11 protein-coding genes and 1 tRNA gene are annotated in these 16,542 nt (G+C 65.4%); 9 read left to right on the forward strand and 3 right to left on the reverse strand.

All coding sequences use genetic code 11. From position 1 onward, the window contains the following. Positions 1-12 precede the first annotated feature (12 nt). Complete coding sequence (locus AC1DW9_RS23255; RefSeq protein ID WP_441490156.1) at positions 13-1,347, forward strand: dicarboxylate/amino acid:cation symporter; 1,335 nt, start codon at positions 13-15, stop codon at positions 1,345-1,347. A 117-nt stretch (positions 1,348-1,464) separates the two neighbouring features. Here AC1DW9_RS23255 and AC1DW9_RS23260 read toward each other — a convergent pair whose 3' ends face one another. Continuing rightward, a complete protein-coding gene (locus tag AC1DW9_RS23260; protein WP_441507235.1) occupies positions 1,465-2,355 on the reverse strand; it encodes a LysR substrate-binding domain-containing protein in 891 nt (296 codons plus the stop codon). Between the two features lie 98 nt (positions 2,356-2,453). Between AC1DW9_RS23260 and AC1DW9_RS23265 the strand changes: the two genes are divergently transcribed. The 8 genes from AC1DW9_RS23265 to AC1DW9_RS23300 all read left to right on the forward strand — a co-directional run bounded on the left by AC1DW9_RS23265 (position 2,454) and on the right by AC1DW9_RS23300 (position 15,284). Further along, positions 2,454-3,425 (forward strand): extracellular solute-binding protein, encoded by a 972-nt coding sequence (locus AC1DW9_RS23265; protein ID WP_441507234.1) that lies wholly within the window; start codon positions 2,454-2,456, stop codon positions 3,423-3,425. Further along, complete coding sequence (locus tag AC1DW9_RS23270; RefSeq protein ID WP_441507233.1) at positions 3,422-4,567, forward strand: ABC transporter ATP-binding protein; 1,146 nt, start codon at positions 3,422-3,424, stop codon at positions 4,565-4,567. The genes AC1DW9_RS23265 and AC1DW9_RS23270 overlap by 4 nt, the downstream gene beginning before the upstream one ends. Beyond that, a complete protein-coding gene (locus tag AC1DW9_RS23275) occupies positions 4,564-6,687 on the forward strand; it encodes an ABC transporter permease (protein ID WP_441507232.1) in 2,124 nt (707 codons plus the stop codon). Before AC1DW9_RS23270 ends, AC1DW9_RS23275 begins: the two co-directional genes overlap by 4 nt. A 2-nt stretch (positions 6,688-6,689) precedes the next feature. Next, positions 6,690-7,937, forward strand: coding sequence for an aminotransferase class III-fold pyridoxal phosphate-dependent enzyme (locus AC1DW9_RS23280; RefSeq protein WP_441507231.1), 1,248 nt, complete (start codon positions 6,690-6,692; stop codon positions 7,935-7,937). Positions 7,938-8,108: 171 nt separating this feature from the next. After that, positions 8,109-8,747 carry a CGNR zinc finger domain-containing protein gene (locus AC1DW9_RS23285; RefSeq protein ID WP_441490151.1) on the forward strand — a complete coding sequence of 213 codons (639 nt, stop codon included), beginning with the start codon at positions 8,109-8,111 and terminating at the stop codon, positions 8,745-8,747. A gap of 152 nt (positions 8,748-8,899) precedes the next feature. Then, positions 8,900-9,385, forward strand: a complete 486-nt coding sequence (locus tag AC1DW9_RS23290) for a Pycsar system effector family protein (RefSeq protein ID WP_441507230.1) — start codon at positions 8,900-8,902, stop codon at positions 9,383-9,385. A gap of 125 nt (positions 9,386-9,510) precedes the next feature. Next, complete coding sequence (locus tag AC1DW9_RS23295; RefSeq protein ID WP_441507229.1) at positions 9,511-13,260, forward strand: FecR domain-containing protein; 3,750 nt, start codon at positions 9,511-9,513, stop codon at positions 13,258-13,260. Beyond that, entirely contained in the window at positions 13,260-15,284 is a 2,025-nt protein-coding gene (locus AC1DW9_RS23300; protein WP_441507228.1) for a CHASE2 domain-containing protein, read from the forward strand. The genes AC1DW9_RS23295 and AC1DW9_RS23300 overlap by 1 nt, the downstream gene beginning before the upstream one ends. A gap of 244 nt (positions 15,285-15,528) precedes the next feature. Here the strand turns inward: AC1DW9_RS23300 and AC1DW9_RS23305 are convergent. Both AC1DW9_RS23305 and pdeM read right to left on the reverse strand, forming a co-directional pair. After that, positions 15,529-15,603: transfer RNA gene (locus AC1DW9_RS23305), tRNA-Thr, on the reverse strand. 251 nt (positions 15,604-15,854) lie between these two features. Next, positions 15,855-16,517, reverse strand: a complete 663-nt coding sequence (pdeM, locus tag AC1DW9_RS23310; protein ID WP_441506134.1) for a ligase-associated DNA damage response endonuclease PdeM — start codon at positions 16,515-16,517, stop codon at positions 15,855-15,857. Between the last annotated feature and the right edge of the window lie 25 nt (positions 16,518-16,542).

Consider the following 16,542-nt stretch of genomic DNA (forward strand, 5'->3'; position numbering starts at 1 on the left):
AAGGAGGAAGTCATGGCGATCACGCTCGACCAGGCGCCGGCCCAGCCGGCCCCTGCCAGGAAATTCTATCAGCATCTCTATGTGCAGGTGCTCGCGGCCATCGCGGCCGGCATCCTGCTCGGCCATTTCTGGCCGGAGCAGGGCGCTGCCCTCAAGCCGCTCGGAGACGCCTTCATCAAGCTGGTGAAGATGATCATCGCGCCCGTCATCTTCCTGACGGTCTCGACCGGCATCGCCGGAATGAGCGACATGCAGAAGGTCGGGCGCGTCGCCGGCAAGGCGATGATCTACTTTCTGACCTTCTCGACGCTGGCGCTGATCATCGGGCTTGTGGTCGGTAACTTGCTGCAGCCGGGCGCCGGCCTGCACATCAACCCCGCCAGCCTCGACGCGAAATCGGTGCAGGGCTACGCGACCCAGGCGCATGATTCCAGCGTGGTCGGCTTTCTCCAGAACATCATCCCGAACACGATCGTCGGCGCCTTCGCCTCCGGCGACATCCTGCAGGTGCTGTTCTTCTCGGTGCTGTTTGGCCTGTCGCTGTCGATGGTGGGCGAGCGCGGCAAGCCGGTGGTCGACTTCCTGCAGGCCCTGTCGGCGCCGATCTTCAAGCTCGTCGCCATCCTGATGAAGGCGGCCCCGCTTGGCGCCTTCGGCGCCATGGCCTTCACCATCGGCCGCTATGGCATCGGCTCCGTCGCCAATCTGGCGATGCTGATCGGCACCTTCTACCTGACCTCGGCGATCTTCGTGCTCGTCGTGCTCGGTGCGGTCGCGCGCTATAACGGTTTCTCGATCCTGGCGCTGATCCGCTACATCAAGGAAGAGATCCTGCTGGTGATCGGCACGTCCTCCTCGGAGGCAGCGCTGCCGACCCTGATGGAGAAGATGGAGCAGGCCGGCTGCAAGCGCTCCGTCGTCGGCCTCGTCGTGCCGACCGGCTACTCGTTCAACCTCGACGGCACCAATATCTACATGACGCTGGCGGCGCTCTTCATCGCCCAGGCCATGGACATCCACCTGCCGCTCGGCGACCAGATCCTGCTGCTGCTGGTGGCGATGCTGAGCTCGAAGGGAGCGGCCGGGATCACGGGCGCTGGCTTCATCACGCTGGCCGCCACCCTGTCCGTCGTGCCGGCCGTCCCGGTTGCCGGCATGGCGCTGATCCTCGGCATCGACCGGTTCATGTCGGAATGCCGTGCGGTGACCAACTTCATCGGCAACGCCGTCGCCACGATCGTGGTGGCGCGCTGGGAGGGCGAGCTTGATCAGGACCGGCTCAAGGCCGCGCTGAGCGGCGATCTGCCGGACCTGCTCGACGAGCCCTTGCTCGCCCCGGCCGAGTGATCCTTGCCGCCGCTGGCACGTGAGCGGACCTGAAGCTGCGGAATGTGCCAGCCACCGGCTGGCCAGTCCGCAGCGCAGGGCAGCCCTTGAGCGGCCCGGCCCCAGCCGGGCTGCGATCTACAGGCGGCGATCGGCCGCTCCTCCCTTGAAGGCCGCGAGCGCGATGGCGACGAAGGCGCCGACGCTTCCGAGGCTGCGGGTCTCCCGGCGCGTGACCAGATACTCTCCGGCCATGACATCGAAGTCGCGGACGGTCAGCGCGCGCAGCCGGGGGTCGAAGCCGCGCTCGCGGTCGAGCACGATTCCGACGCCGATGCCGGCCGCTACGGCCTCCTTGACCGCCTCCCGGCTGCCAAGGATCAGATGCGGCGTGATCTCGATGCCGTGGTCGGCCAGCGCCGTCTCGAAGAGATGGCGGGTCATTGAGCCGGCCTCGCGCGTGACGAGGCGCTGACCCACCAGTTCGGCTGCCTCGACCTGGCTGCGCTCCCACCAGGGATGGCCGGCATGGACCAGGATCTCCAGCCGCTGATCGAGCAGAAAGTTGCAGGCAAAATCCGGATGCGGCTCGCGCAGGGTCGCGATGCCGATGTCGACGCGGTGCTGCGCGACGAGGTCCAGCAGGTTGCTGGAATTTTCGAGCCGCAGGTCGAGCTGCACTCCCGGATGCTCGACGGCAAAGCGCTTCAGGATCGGCATCGCCACATAAGGCGCGCATAGACCGATGGAGAGATGACCCACGGCAAGGCTGCGGCCGTTGCTCATCCGGGCTGAGATATCGTCGAGCATGAGGATTGCCTGCCGGACTCTCGGCAACAGGTCGAGTGCGTCCGGCGTCAGTTCTACACCGCCCGCCATGCGCAGGAACAGGCGCGTCCCGACGGCATCCTCAAGGGATTTCACGTGCTGGGTGATCGCAGGCTGGCTGACGCCCAGCGCCTGGGCGGCGGCTGAGAACGTGCGATGGCTCGCGACGGCGTGGAAGGCACGGAGTTGGGACAGGTTCATGGGGCGGGCCGGCGTTAGAATAAGTGAAGCTTCATTTCAGTGTCACACAATTTAGCAACACTTATATCACGACAGCTCCTAAAGGCACGGAGACATTCATGCCAAGCCCCAGCATCAAAGGCCTCACACGGATCGCCGCCATCGCGGCGGCGGCGTTCACCCTGGCAGGCGGCGCCGCACACGCCAGGGAGGTCGTGATCTACAACGCCTCCGACAGCGTCAACACCGCGCTGGTCGGCGCCTTCAAGAAAAAGCATCCCGATATCGAGGTGAAGTTCGTATCGGGTTCGACCGGCCCGATCGCCGAACGCGCGATCGCCGAGAAGGCCAAGCCCCAGGCCGACGTCGTCTATCTCGTCAACAACGCCGCTCTGGAGCAACTCAAGCAGGCCGGCGTATTCGAGCCCTACGAGCCGAAGGGCTCGAAGATCCTGCCCGCCTTCCGCGACGCTGATGGTTTCTACAACAAGTACTTCGCCACGACGATGTGCATGGTCGTCAACAAGGAACGGTTGGCGCAGAAGGGCCTGCCGATGCCCGCGACCTGGGAAGACCTGATCAGGCCGGCTTATCGCAAGGAGATTTCGCTGCCGTCGCCGCTCAAATCGGGCACCGGCGGCGCCATCCTCACCACTTTCGTCGACGCTTTCGGCTGGCCGTTCGTCGAGAACCTGAACGAGAACGTCTACCAGTATTCCGATGGAGGTTCCGGTGGCGCGCAACTGGCCGGCGCGGGCGAAGTCGCGATCGGCCTGACCTTCGATACCACCTGTTTCGAGACCAAGGCCTCGGGCAAGCCGGTCGAGATCGTCTATGGCCGGATCACGCCCAACGTCACCGAGGGCGGTGGTCTCGTTGCCGGCGGTCCCAACCCGGCCGAGGCCAAGGTCTTCCTCGATTTCATGGCGAGCGACGATGCCGCCGCTGTGCTCGGCAAGGTGGTGGGCGCGACCGCGGTGCCCGGGCACGGTCTGGTCGATCTGAAGCAGATCACGCTCTGGCAGATGCGCCGCCCCGTCGACATGACAGCGTTCCGGCGCGAATTCGCCAGCCGCATCCTCAAGCAGTGACGGATTTGGCCACCGTGATCGAACTGGCGGCCTCGCCCTTTGCCGCAGAGCGACCGGCCCTCGTGAGGGGCCGGCCGCATCTGGCCGTGCGCGACATCGTCAAATCCTATGGCGGTTCCGCCCGGGCGGTCGATGCCGTCTCGCTCGATCTCGCCAAGGGAGAATTCGTGACCCTTCTCGGCGATTCCGGCTGCGGCAAGACGAGCTTGCTCCGGATCATCGCCGGCTTCGTGCGGCCGGATGGCGGGCGCGTCCTGCGCGCGGAGCAGGATGTCACCGACATGGCTCCAGCGCGGCGGCGCATGGGCTTCGTCTTCCAGTCCTATGCGCTGTTTCCGACGAAGACCGTCGCCGAGAATATCGGTTTCGCGCTCATGATCGCCTCGCGCGGCCGCGATGAACGGGAGCGCCGCGTCGTCGAATTGGCACGACTCGTCGAGATGGAGCGACTACTCGAACGCTATCCGCACGAATTGTCGGGCGGTCAGCAGCAGCGCGTCGCACTGGCGCGCGCGCTCGCATCCGATCCCGAGGTGCTGCTGCTCGACGAGCCGATGTCGGCACTCGATGCTCGCATCCGCGTCAAGCTGCGTAACGAGCTGCGGTCGATCATCGACAGGCTCGGCATCACAACCCTCTATGTGACGCATGATCAGGAAGAAGCCCTGGCCCTGTCCGACAGGGTCGCGGTGATGTGCAACGGACGCTTCGAGCAGATCGGCACGCCCGCGGAAATCTATCACCGCCCCGGTTCCCTCTTCGTCGCGCAGTTCATCGGCGTCTCGAACCTGATCGAAGGGCATGCGGTGGCCGGCGGCGTGGACGCCTATGGCGAGATCTGGCCCATGGCGCTCCCGCCCGATATCCGATCCGGCGAACGCGTCACCGCTGTCTATCGGCCCGAGCATATTGGGGTCGCCTCAGCTGCCCACCCTGGGGTAAGCGGGCTCCCTGGGCGGATCGCGGGCGCGGCCTTCCTTGGTGCCGTCGTGCGCCTCACCGTGACGCTGGACTCCGGGCGGACCGTCATTGCCGATTGCCCGTCGCACGAGGCTGAGCGGATCGGCACACGCGGCGCGCCGGTCATCGTCATGCCAGATGCTCGGCGCGCGGCGCTGATACCGGCGCGGGGCCGGTCATGACGCGCCTGCTGCGCCAAGTGCCGCGTGCACTCGCGAGCGGCGTCGTCACGCTGCTGCTGCTGGTCTTCATCGGCGTGCCGATCGGCGCCGTGCTCGTCAATAGCTTCGTCATCTCCGGTCCGATGCCTCTGGTGCGCCTGAAGGCGGTCACGGTCGAGGCCCTGGACCAGCTACCGACGGAAGACAGGGCAATCCTGATGCGCCGCTGGAGCGAGACGGCGACCGAGCCGGAACGCGTCGAAGGGAGCGCTGCGGCCTTCCGGCTCGCCGGGCTCACCCCGCCCTGGGATCGCACCGCGCCCTATTCCGAACAGGCTCAGGCGATGCAGGCCGCACTCACCGCCCTTGGGCCGCAGGACAGGGCCGAGGTGGCCGACAATCAGGCGCTCGCGCATGTGATGTTGCACAAACGGACTGCGCTCGCCTTCAGGGTGAAGAGCTTGATCGGCCAGCAGGCGTTCGACACGCTGCGCAATGGCTCCGAGGAGCGCTGGGGGCTCGACCACTACCTGAAGGTCTTCCAGGATTCCTATCTTCGAAACGCTGCATTCAATAGCCTGACGCTTGCCGGCCTGTCGGTGGTCTTCACGGTGCCCCTGGCGTTTGCGTTGGCTTACGGCATCAATTGCGGCGGCGTGCCCTGGCCCTCTGTGATGAGAGGCGTCTTCCTGATGCCGCTGGTCGCACCACCGGTGCTGATCGCGACCGCGACCGTGATGCTGTTCGGCCGGCGCGGGCTGGTGACGCATTCGCTGCTCGACCAGGGCCTCGGGCTGATCGACGCTGATGAGAGCAATCTCTACGGTCTTCTCGGCGTCGTGCTGGCACAGACATTGTCCTTCATGCCAGCGACGCTGATCATTCTCGACAACGTCCTGCGCCGGCAGGACGGGCGCATCGACGAGGCCGCAGCCGGACTTGGCGCTGGTCACTTCACCACCTTTCGCCATGTCACGCTGCCGCTGGCCTTGCCCGCGATCAAACGCGCGATCGTGCTCGTCTTCATCATGAGCCTGACGGATTTCGGCAATCCGCTGATTCTCGGCCGGGATACCCCTGTTCTCGCCGGGATCGTCTATGACGAGATCACCGCCTACAGGAATACGCCGCTTGCCGCCGCGCTTTGTGTCTGGCTGATCATCCCCTCGCTGCTGCTCTATCTCGGCCTCGAGCTGTTCGGGCGCCGCAAGGGCTACTCGAGCGCGAGCATCGCGGGGCGCTCCGAGCTGCCCATGCCGCGCTCCTGGCGCATCGGCCTGGCCACGCTGGCCGGGATGGTGGGCGCGCTCATCTTCGCGGTCTACGGCACCATGGCGCTGGGTGCTGTGACAAAGGTCTGGGGCACCGACTGGAGCCTGACGCTCGGCCATTTCACGGGAGAAGGCGCAAAGGTCGGCCTTGCCGGCACGGGCTATGGCAGCTCCGAGCGCGGTCTCGAACTCGTCTGGGAAAGCCTGCGTATCGGTGTGATCGCGGGCCCGGTGGGTGGATTGTTCGCCGTGGTGATCGCCTATGTCGTCGAGCGCCTGCGGCCGCCGGGCGCCAACCTCATCGTCTTCCTCGTGCTGGTGCCGGCGATCCTGCCCGGCATCATCTTCGGCATCGGTTATATCGTCGCCTTCAACATCCCCTTCGGCATTCCGAGCCTGTCGCTGACCGGCACCTCAGCGATCCTCGTCGTCAATATCCTGTTCTCGAACATCTTCGTCGGCGTGCTGGCCGCCCGCGCAGCCCTGCAGCGCGTGGACGGTTCCATCGACGAAGCAGCAGAAAGTCTTGGCGCCGGCCTCGTCCTGCGCTTCCTGAACGTCACGCTGCCGATCTTGCTGCCGGCCCTGCTGCTCGGCATGCTCTATGTCTTCATCGACGCGCTGACGACACTGTCCTCGGTCATCTTCCTGGTCTCCGGCAACCACAAGCTCGCTTCGGTGGCGATCTTCAACCACGCCAGCTCTGGTGAATTCGGCTATGCCGCCGCCAAGAGCCTCGTCCTGCTGGCCTTCGCGCTCGCCGCCATCGGCCTCGCAAGATTGATCGAAAAGCGCAGGGAGCCTGGTCGGCACCGGCTCTCGCCACTGCGTTGGCTGACGTTGCCGCGCTTCTCAGCATTCTCGAAATGACGATGGCCATGGAAGACAATCTCGTATCGCGCGACGCAACTGCCTTCTTCCACCAGAAGGGATCGAGCCCCTGTTTGTCGGCACTGCGGGCCGCGGAGGGCATCTGGCTCGAGGATAGCGAGGGGCGCCGCTTCATCGACCTGCACGGCAACACCGTCCACCATATCGGGCATGGTCACCCCGAGGTGATCGCGGCGTTGAAGCGTCAGCTCGATACGCTGCCCTTCGCGCCGCGCCGCTTCACCAACGAACCCGCAGTTGGGCTGGCCGAGAAGCTGCTGGCGTACTGGCCCGGTGCGCGGGCCAAGGTTCTCTTCGCGACCGGCGGTTCGGACGCCATGGAGATCGCCCTGAAGCTGGCGCGCGTGACGACGGGCCGCCACGAGACGATCTCGCTGGAAGGCTCCTATCACGGGCACGGCTTCGGCGCTTTTGGCCTGTCGAAAGCCGCAGCGGACCCGCGCCTCGGCCCCTTCCTGCCGGGGCGTCGGCACGTGACGCCCTATTGGGCGCCGGACGGCGCGCAGCGCATGCTCGCGGAGATGCGCGAAGCTCTTGGGAGGTCCGAGACCGGCATCGCGGCCGTTGTCGCTGAGCCGATCCGTTCCAACTGCCATGTCCCGCCGGACGGGCTCTGGGCCGAAGTGCGCGATCTCTGCAACCGGCACGGCGCACTGCTGATCTTCGACGAGATTCCATCAGGCCTCGGCAAGACCGGCCGCTTCTTCGCCTTTGAACATGTCGGCGCCATACCCGACGCGGTGGTGCTCGGTAAGGCGCTGGGTGGTGGGCTCCTGCCGATCGCCGCCGTCATCGCCGACGCGCGGCTGGACATCGCCCCCGAGCTCGATCTCGGTCACTACACGCATGAGAAGAACCCGCTCACCACGCGAGCCGCCCTGACCATGATCGATATCGTCGAGCGTGACGGGTTGGTGCGGCGCGCTGCCGAGCTTGAACGGCGCATCAGGTCGCGCATCGCCGCTCTCGCAAGCGAGGCCCCCGCCATTCTCGGCGTACGAGGGTGCGGATTGCTGCTCGCCATCGAGTTCGACCCCGCCGCTTTCGGCATGAATCCCGGCCCGGCATTCGCGGCCAGGCTCGTGTCGCGCTGTTTCGAGTTCGGCCTTTCGACGACGTCCAAAGGGCCGGCCAGCATCGGCTTTTCTCTGCCCATGACCGTGACCGATGCCGAACTCGAACTGTGTTTCGAACGGCTCGAAAGGGTGGCCGCGGCGCCTCCTTGCTGAAATCGCACTGCTGTCGCAGCGTACCTGCAAGATGCCGCGTCCGGTCTGCGGGAGGGCCAGCAACATGGTCAGAGGCATCCCCGAGGGCAAGTGTCCCGCTGGCTCTCCGCTACGGGAGGGAGCGCGAGGAAAGCGCTTGATAGAACCTTTTAAACGGGTATAGGCGGTTACATGGATGCCAACGACCTGCCGCCCCCCAGCCGCGCTGTGAGTTTGCCGCTTATCGCCAGCGAGCTCGCCTTCGATTTTGTCAATTCTGTCGCGGATCGGGGAGGGACGCAGCATGCCGAGTATCTGCATAACGGGGCCGATATCGTCCTCTGGGCGCATCTCGCAAAACTGCTTAGTGACACGGACAGGGATGCGGCCCTGGCAATGGTCGCTGCCGACGAGGTTCTCGCTTCCCGGCTGCTGAGCGAGGCCCATGCGCTTCGGGAAACCGTCTACGAGATCGGCGCGGCATTGGCCCGGCGCGATACGCCGCGGGAGGAGGATCGCGCGGCGTTGACGGCGGTTCATGCCCATTGCCTGAGCCGGGCGCGGCTCTCGACCTCAGGCGGTGGATTCGCCTGGACATGGGACCCCTACACGGCCCTCGTGGAGGCGGTGCTCGGGCCGATTGCGCTCTCGGCTCTCACCGTGATGACCCAGCAAGATCTCGCGCGGGTCAAGCGCTGCGAGGGAGACCATTGCGGCTGGCTCATGTTCGACACGACCAAGAATCGGCGGCGACGCTGGTGCGAGATGGAGGTTTGCGGCAACCGCGCGAAAATGCGCGCGTTTCGAGCCCGGAAGTTCGAAGCCAGCTGAAGCTGTATTCCAACCGAAGACGTCCTGGCGCCTGATGCCGCGATGGAATGAGCAACGATGCCGATCTCTCTCGCACGTCGGGTCGATACTGAGAGTACTTGCGCGTGATTGTGGATTGACGCAAAGGGACTTGGTGGGGGCGAGGGCAGAAAATGGCTGAGGACTGGGTCAGGGAGCGGGCCGAGAAGTCGCTTTCGCAGATGATCGACTGGATCGGGCGGCATGATAGCCGCAGCGCCGGGCTGATGGGCATCACAGTTGCTATGATGGGCGCGCTCTCGGCTGCAACGCCTGCCGTAAAGCAATGGAACGGCATTTTTATGTTTGCCCTGGCCGTTGCGGCGGGCGGGTTCGCGACGGTTCTGTACCAGTTGATGCGCGGGCAGATTCCTCGCCTGCGGGCTGGAAAACCATCGCTCTCCTTTTTCGGTACTGTCGCAGGCCTCCCGCAGGACGAGTTTCGTTCTCGCTTCGTCAAGATGACGGAAGAAGAATACCTCGATGACGTGTTGAACCAGTGTTACGTCAACGCCCGGATACTGCGTTCGAAGTTTCGCTGCCTCAAGCGGGGGCTGATTGCACTCTTGTTGACTGCCGTCCCGTGGACATGGGCCATATCTTTGGCCAAGTCACTTTAATCGGAGCTTGGAAATCTTCTCCGGCATGTTGCCTAAAAGGCACAGCCGGACGGTAGGTCATCCCCTAATACCTGTAACCAGCAAAAGCTAGTTAGACGGTTTTGGATTGCTCCGGGGGCTTCACCATGTTCCGCCGCGTCGTTCGCCGGGGATTTGCCGGCCTCATGGTTGTGGCCGCAACGTCGACGGCGGGATCGGCCCAGGAGCCTGTACCGCGATCGACGCCTCGCGCCGGCGCCATCGTCTCCGCAAAGGGGGGCGAGGAACTCCAGCTGCAGCGAGAGCCGCGCTGGCACCCGGCCGTCGTGCGCCAGGACGTGGTTGGTGGCGATACGCTGCGTACCGGTGAGATCGGGACGCTCGGCATCACCTTTCAGGACCAGACGACGATCCGCGTCGGGCGCCAGTCGACGCTCGTCGTCAACCAGGTCGCAGCGGCGACGGGCACGACCGAATTGACAGTGCCGAATGGCAATGTCTGGGCTCGTGCCTCGCGCGGCGGTACTGGCGTGACCGTGAAGACGCCGGCCGCCTCGGCCGCGATCCGCGGCACCGACTGGTCGCTGTCGGTCCAGGGCGACCGCACGTCGCTGGTCGTGCTGGAAGGCACAGTCGAGTTCAGCAACCCCCAGGGCTCGGTCACGGTCCAGCAAGGCGAAGGCGCAACGGCGCGTATCGGAGAACGTCCGACCAAGACCGTTCTGGTCAGGTCCGACGATCGCGAGCAGATGCTGTTCTACATGGAGCTGCGCGGCCTGTTCCGTGGCCTGCCGGCGACCCGCCTCGACGGTGCGGCACGGCGCAGCGAGCGCGCGCGGCTCGCCGCCATCCCGATCCCGGCGCGCACGACTGAGGATTGGGTCGCGATTGCGGAAAATGGCATGGGTCATGATCCGCGCGAGATCGTGCTGCAGGCGGTGGCGGAGGCGCGCCGGCGCCTCGGCCAGCGTCCGGCTTTCATCCCGGGCCCGGACGAGGACTGGACTGCGGCGCGGCGCGGTACGGGCGAGACGCAGGCGAACCGTTCCAGCCAGAGCGCCCGCCTCGATCTCGTCGAGGCGATGCTCGCGGGTTCGGCCAAGCGCTACAAGGAAGCAGCCGCGCTGTTCGCGCGGGCGGCACGTGGCACGACGGGGCGCCAGCAACTGACGGCGCGATGCGGTTATTACGCCGCCGCCACGATGGCCGAACCCAAGCGCGTGCTGCCAATGCCACGCGTCGGTGGAGCGGACCAGAATGTCTGTGCCGCCTATGTCATGGGCTTCGGCAAAGGCCTGGAAGAGGCGGCAAACGTGCTGCGTCAGACGGAGAAGGCGGCGCCCCGCCACCTGCTCTCCTCGATGGTGTCGGCGCAGGTCTCGTTGCTCCTGAACCGACGCGACGAGATGCGGGCCACCGTCGAGCGCATGCGCACCATCGATCCCGACAGCCCCGAGACGCTGCTGGCCTCCGGTTACCTCAAGAGCAGCATCGACAGCGATCTCGATGGGGCCGTTGCCGATTTCACGCGCGGCACGGAGGTCGCTCCCGGCGAGGCCACGCTTTGGAACGGCCTTGGCCTCGCCGAGAGCGCCCGCGATGCGCCGCTTGAGGCCGAGCGTGCCTTCCGGCGGGCTATCGCGGTCGATCCCGATGATCCTGTTGCCTATGCGAATCTCGCCACTCTCTTGCTCGACCAGAGCCGCGTCGATGAAGCCGGAAGGCTGATCGAGAAGGCACTGGCGCTCGATCCCTCGCTCGATGCCGCCTACACCGCCAAGGGGCGCTACTACCTGCAGAAGGGCGACATGGCGAAGGCGCTGGAGTTCACGCTCGCCGGAAGCGCCGCCAATCCAGCTGACGCGCAGAGTCTGCTCGCGGTCGCCATTGCCCAATATCAGAGTGGTGACCTGGAAGTGGCTGGCCAGGCGCTCGACAATGCCGACCGTCTCGACAAGAACGATCCCATCATATCCATCACCCGGACTGCCATCGCCGTCGACCAGCTCGAGGCCGATGCCGCCATCATCAATGCGCGCGAGGCTGTGAGACGCTATCGCAACCGTGGGGGCTATTTCGCGGCGCTGGCGACGACGAAGACCGGTGGTTCCTATCTCGGGCAGGCCTATCGCCTGCTGAGCCTCGAGGATTGGGGGCGCTATTACACCGACCGCGTCGCCGATCCGTTCAGCGCCACGAGCTATTTCGACCAATCGGCAGCGCGCCGCGCCCGGCCGCTCTTCGCCCGCCCGACGCTCGACCAGATCGAAGGCGGTACCGCCGATGTCGCCGGCAACCTCATCCTGCAGGGCTTGTTCTTCGATCCGCTGGCGGTCTCCGGCCGTATCGGCCGCATCGATCTGCTGCGCCGGCCCTTCATCGACATCGAGTTCGGCGGCTCTCTCATACGCCGCAACGGCCGCAACGGCTGGCAAAGCGAGGCCATGGTCCAGGCCTTCAGCAACGAGCCGGTGCCGACATCGGTTTCCCTGTCCTATAACCGGATCGACACGGGCAATCGCCGCGGCCGGGCCGGCGGCGAAGACGGCCAGTCGGCGGCGGCATTCGTCGGTATCGCGCCCAGTGCGGCCGATCGCTTCCTGCTCTGGGGCACGGTGAACTCAGCCAAGCCGGATCTGATCGCTCCGGCGATCAACCTCTTCGACGCTGATACCAATTCCGTGAAGACCTATCAGGCCGGCGCCGGCTGGAGCCACACATTCGGCTACCGCAACGTGCTGACCGGTGCAGTGGTCGCGACCGGGGCTGATCAGTCACAGCGTCGGACTGTGACGAATGCCGCCGTCATCGACGATCCAACCTTCGGGCCGTTCTTCCTGTCGCTCGACACGCGCGAGCGGAAGGACACGAAGGTCGATTCAGTCACGGCCGCGCTCAGCCATACCTTCGGCTTCGGCGATTTCACCTTGCGCAGCGGCCTCGAAGGCCAGAGCGGACGCATTCGCAGCTTCATCGCGCAAGGCGCGACGCTGTCCATTCCCCTCATTTCGTTCCTGGAAAGCAACGACACCTTTGACGGCACCCGCAGCAATTTCACGGCCGGTCGCGCCTATACCAATCTGCAATGGCAGCCCTCCGACAAGATCCAGATCGAGGGTGGCATCCAGCTGCTCGGCGCCGATATGGGGCCGTCGCGGTCCAAGACCTATGCCGATCCGCGCATCGGCATAGGTTTCTCCCCGATCGATAACCATTGGCTGCGCGCGGCCTGGCGGCGCGACACCGAGTTGCCGAACGGGTTCACATTGTCACCGGTGACCACGGTGGGGCTGGTTCCGAACGCCCTGCCGGTCCAGCTCGGCGGCAACAAGGAAACGGTGGCGCTGCGCTGGGACGCCGAATGGACCCAGAACATTTTCACCGCAGTCGAGTACCAGAACCAGCGAGCCCGAAACCTGCGGCTCGATTTCCCCGACACGCTCGACAGCTTCGACCTGAACAAGGCCAGGATCGACTATGTCACGGCGACCGCGAATATCTGGCTGACGCATGGCATCGGCGTCTTCGGCACCATCGGCATGGCCAATTCCAGTACGATCGACGCGAACGGCCTGGAAGTCGACGTGCCGTTCGTGCCGCGTCGCTTCGCGCGCGCCGGGCTGACTTTCGTCCATCCCAGCCGCATCAAGTTCTCGGTGATCGAGAACTATATCGGTGAGCGCTACGACAGTCCCGGCGGCGTCAAGCTCGATCCTTTCTGGACCACCGACCTCGCGGCCAGCTACGAAACGCCGGATCGGCGCTTTCTGCTGGGACTCTCCCTGCTCAACGTCTTCGACAGGCGCTACGAGCAGGTCGCCGCGCGCGTCGGCACCAGCGAAGCGATCCTCGGTGCGGGCCGCACGATTGCCGGCTCGCTCAAGGTCCGGTTCTGATGGCGCGCGCAGCGCCTGCTCAAGGCCGGGTCGCCGCGGCTCTGCTTCACCGCTACAGGGCCCTGCAGATCGAATTGCGCGGGCGCCCCCGCCTGCGCAACATTTTACTGGCAGCGCTGGTTTCGCTTCTCATCGTGCCGCTGCATGGCCGCGCCGGCATCAGGATCGTCGAGGCCAGGGTCTTCGATATCCTGACCATGATCGCCCCGCCCCAGCCGGATCAGCCCGGGGCCGTGATCGTCGCAATCGATGAGCCGTCCTTCGCCGAATTGTCCGAGCGCTGGCCCTGGTCGCGCGCAACTCACGCCCGCCTGGTCCAGAGCCTGAAGCAGGCAGGCGCGAAGGTCATTGGCCTCGATATCATCTTCTCGGAACCGTCGGGTGAAGCCGCCGATGCCGCTCTTGCCGCTGCGCTCGCACCCGGCATGGTGCTGGCGGCAGATCGCGAAGTCATCGCCATGGACCATGGCACGCAGGTCTCGCTGGTCGAGCCCCTGCCGGCGTTCACGGAAAACGGCGCGGAAACCGGTGTGACCTCCGTCGATCTCGACAGCGACGGCGTCCTGCGGCGAATGCCACGCATCGAAGGCAGCTTTGCCGCCGCGCTCCTTGGCCAGATTGGCGAACCCCTGCCCGCTATCCCCGAGCGTGTCCTGATCCAGTATCTCGGCGGACCACGCACCTATCCGACGGTCTCCTATTATCAGGCGCTCGACCCGGCAGCCTTTCTTCCGCCAGGCCTCCTCAAAGACAAGGTCGTGCTGGTTGGGTTCAACCTGAAGGCGGCCCCGACTGCTGCTTCCGGTGCGAACGATGCGTTTTCCACCCCCTACACCACGAAAACCGGAACACTGACGTCGGGCGTCGAGATCCACGCGACCCTGCTCGATAATCTCAGGCATGGGCTCTGGATCAGACCCGCACCACTCAGCGCGATCGCAGCCGTCGTCCTGGTTTGCTCCCTGATCGGCTGCGGCACGGGCTCGGCGGCCATCACCTGGCGCACGGGCGTGATCGCGGCGGCAAGCGTCATTGCCATTGCCGCCGGCAGCTGGCTCCTGCTGCGCTACGGCCGAGTCTGGCTGCCGCCGGTGACGCCGACGCTTGCGGCCTTCATAGGGTTCGGCGCACGCTTTGGCATCGACTACGCCCGCGAGCGCCGGCTGCGCGCCGCCGTTTCGCAGGCTTTTTCCCGCTACGTCACGCCCGATCTGGTCGAGGAACTCGCGCGCAATCCCGATTCGTTGAAGCTGGGCGGCGAGCGGCGCGAGATCAGCGTCCTGTTCTGCGACGTGCGTGGCTTCACCAGCCTGTCGGAGCGCCTGAAAGATGACCCGATCCGGCTGACCAGCATCATCAACCGCCTTCTCGATGCGCTATCGGAACAGGTCCTGGAGGCCCGTGGCACAATCGACAAATATATGGGCGATTGCGTCATGGCATTCTGGAATGCGCCRCTGTCCGATCCGAACCATGCGAGTGCTGCCATCGCCGCCGCGCTAAGAATGTCGCAGGCGGTCGAGCGCTTGAATGGGGAACTCCAGATGGAGGAGCCCGGTCTGCCGCCGCTTGCCGTCGGAGTGGGGGTCAATACCGGCATGTGCGTTGTCGGCAATATCGGGTCGCGCTGGCGTTACGACTACTCTGTTCTGGGCGATGCCGTGAATCTCGCGTCGCGATTGGAGGGCGTGACCAAGGATTACGCGGTGCCGGTCGTCATCGGAGACGGGACCGCGCGCGCGATCGAGGACGCCTTCTTTGTCTTTGAACTCGACCGCATCGCCGTTCGCGGGCGCACCGAAGCGACGCCGATCTTCACGGTGCTGGGCGAGGCAAGCCTGCGCAATACGCCAGAGGGGCAAGCGCTCCTGTCAGCCCAGGCACGACTGCGTCCTGCATTGGCCCAGGGCGACACGATGTCGTCCCTGGCCGAACTCGACGTCATCGCCTCGGTCTGGCCGAGCTTGACGGACTACACTGAGAAGATGCGCGGGGCCGTGACGGCACGCGCAGAGCCTGTCTGACGGTAGCAGCGGTCGCGAGCGCGATGGGAGGACGGAGCGATCAGTCCGTGAGGCTCGGTTTCAGCACAATGTGACGATCTGTGATGGGGTGGCTGTCCGATCGGTATTTCCAAGGGACGGATGCCGGTCCTTGGATATCGGCGATGGCGAGCTGTGAGAACAGGCATACCGGCCGCCCACGTACCGCCAAGCGGGTGTGTAACCCATGCTCACATTGATTTGCGTGATTTCAGGCGTGTTGGGCTGGTGCTGCGAGAGAGGATTGAACTCTCGACCTCTCCATTACCAATGGAGTGCTCTACCACTGAGCTACCGCAGCAGGACCGTAAGCCTTGAAGCGCCGTTCAATCGCGAAATCGGCGATGGCAGGCGCGGCGTCGTTCCGAAGCGGCGTCCTGATGCCACAAGCCCCCGCCGGACGCAACCCGTAGCGGGCAAACAGCATGTGAAAAAGTCGGAACCGGTCCTTCTCGGCGATCCTGCTGCTGTCGAGCACTCCATTGGTAATGGAGAGATTGCTTCAGCTCAGAGCCGGGTGCGCTGGCGCTCTCCGGGAACGATGGYCCCGCATCAGTCCGCCAGCAGCAACTGCCGATCGATCCGGAAGAGCCTGCCGTCGCCGAGCATATGCGCCGTCAGACCGTCGCGAAAAAGCGGACGGAAGGCGGCATCGCGAAGGTTCAGCCCGCCGGCATAGGCGCCCATGGCCGGGAGGATGCAGCGCCGCCCGGAGAGCGCGAAACTGCGGCGACGCAGGGCCCGCCCGCGCATCCTGATCTTGGCCGCCGGGTGGAGATGCCCGGCGATCTCGAAGCCGGCCTCAGCCGCATCGGGTTCGTGGCGCAGCACGACGTCTGCAATCGCGAGGCAGGCCGCAGTTTCGCCGCCCATCGTCCGGCTGATCGCGGGGTCGTGGTTGCCGGTCACCCAGAGCCAGTCACGGCCCTTTTGCAGCAGGTGCAGGGAGCGCAGATCGTCACTGCTGATCCGCTCCTCCGCGCCGCGGTCGTGAAAGCTGTCGCCAAGCGCGATGACGCGCGCTGGAGCGTGACGCAGGATCGCGGCCGTCAGCGTCGCCAGCGTCGTCGCGGAATCATAGGGCGGCAGGAAGATGCCGCGCGCCGCATAGGCCGAGCCTTTTTCCAGATGCAGATCGGCTACGACGAGCGTGCGCTCTTCGGGCAGCCACAGCGCGCCCGAGAGATCGGGGACGATTGCGAGCCGCCCGAGCATGAGTGCTCCCGCCTCACGGGCTGAA

The organism is Allobosea sp. P4_E12 (assembly GCF_056401655.1).

Bases quoted from the DNA above. Each gene is read 5' to 3' on its own strand.
- AC1DW9_RS23255 (WP_441490156.1), top strand. From the start codon at position 13: ATGGCGATCACGCTCGACCAGGCGCCGGCCCAGCCGGCCCCTGCCAGG.
- AC1DW9_RS23280 (WP_441507231.1), top strand. From the start codon at position 6,690: ATGGCCATGGAAGACAATCTCGTATCGCGCGACGCAACTGCCTTCTTC.
- AC1DW9_RS23275 (WP_441507232.1), top strand. From the start codon at position 4,564: ATGACGCGCCTGCTGCGCCAAGTGCCGCGTGCACTCGCGAGCGGCGTC.
- AC1DW9_RS23285 (WP_441490151.1), top strand. From the start codon at position 8,109: ATGGATGCCAACGACCTGCCGCCCCCCAGCCGCGCTGTGAGTTTGCCG.
- pdeM (WP_441506134.1), bottom strand. From the start codon at position 16,517: ATGCTCGGGCGGCTCGCAATCGTCCCCGATCTCTCGGGCGCGCTGTGG.
- AC1DW9_RS23295 (WP_441507229.1), top strand. From the start codon at position 9,511: ATGTTCCGCCGCGTCGTTCGCCGGGGATTTGCCGGCCTCATGGTTGTG.
- AC1DW9_RS23260 (WP_441507235.1), bottom strand. From the start codon at position 2,355: ATGAACCTGTCCCAACTCCGTGCCTTCCACGCCGTCGCGAGCCATCGC.
- AC1DW9_RS23265 (WP_441507234.1), top strand. From the start codon at position 2,454: ATGCCAAGCCCCAGCATCAAAGGCCTCACACGGATCGCCGCCATCGCG.
- AC1DW9_RS23290 (WP_441507230.1), top strand. From the start codon at position 8,900: ATGGCTGAGGACTGGGTCAGGGAGCGGGCCGAGAAGTCGCTTTCGCAG.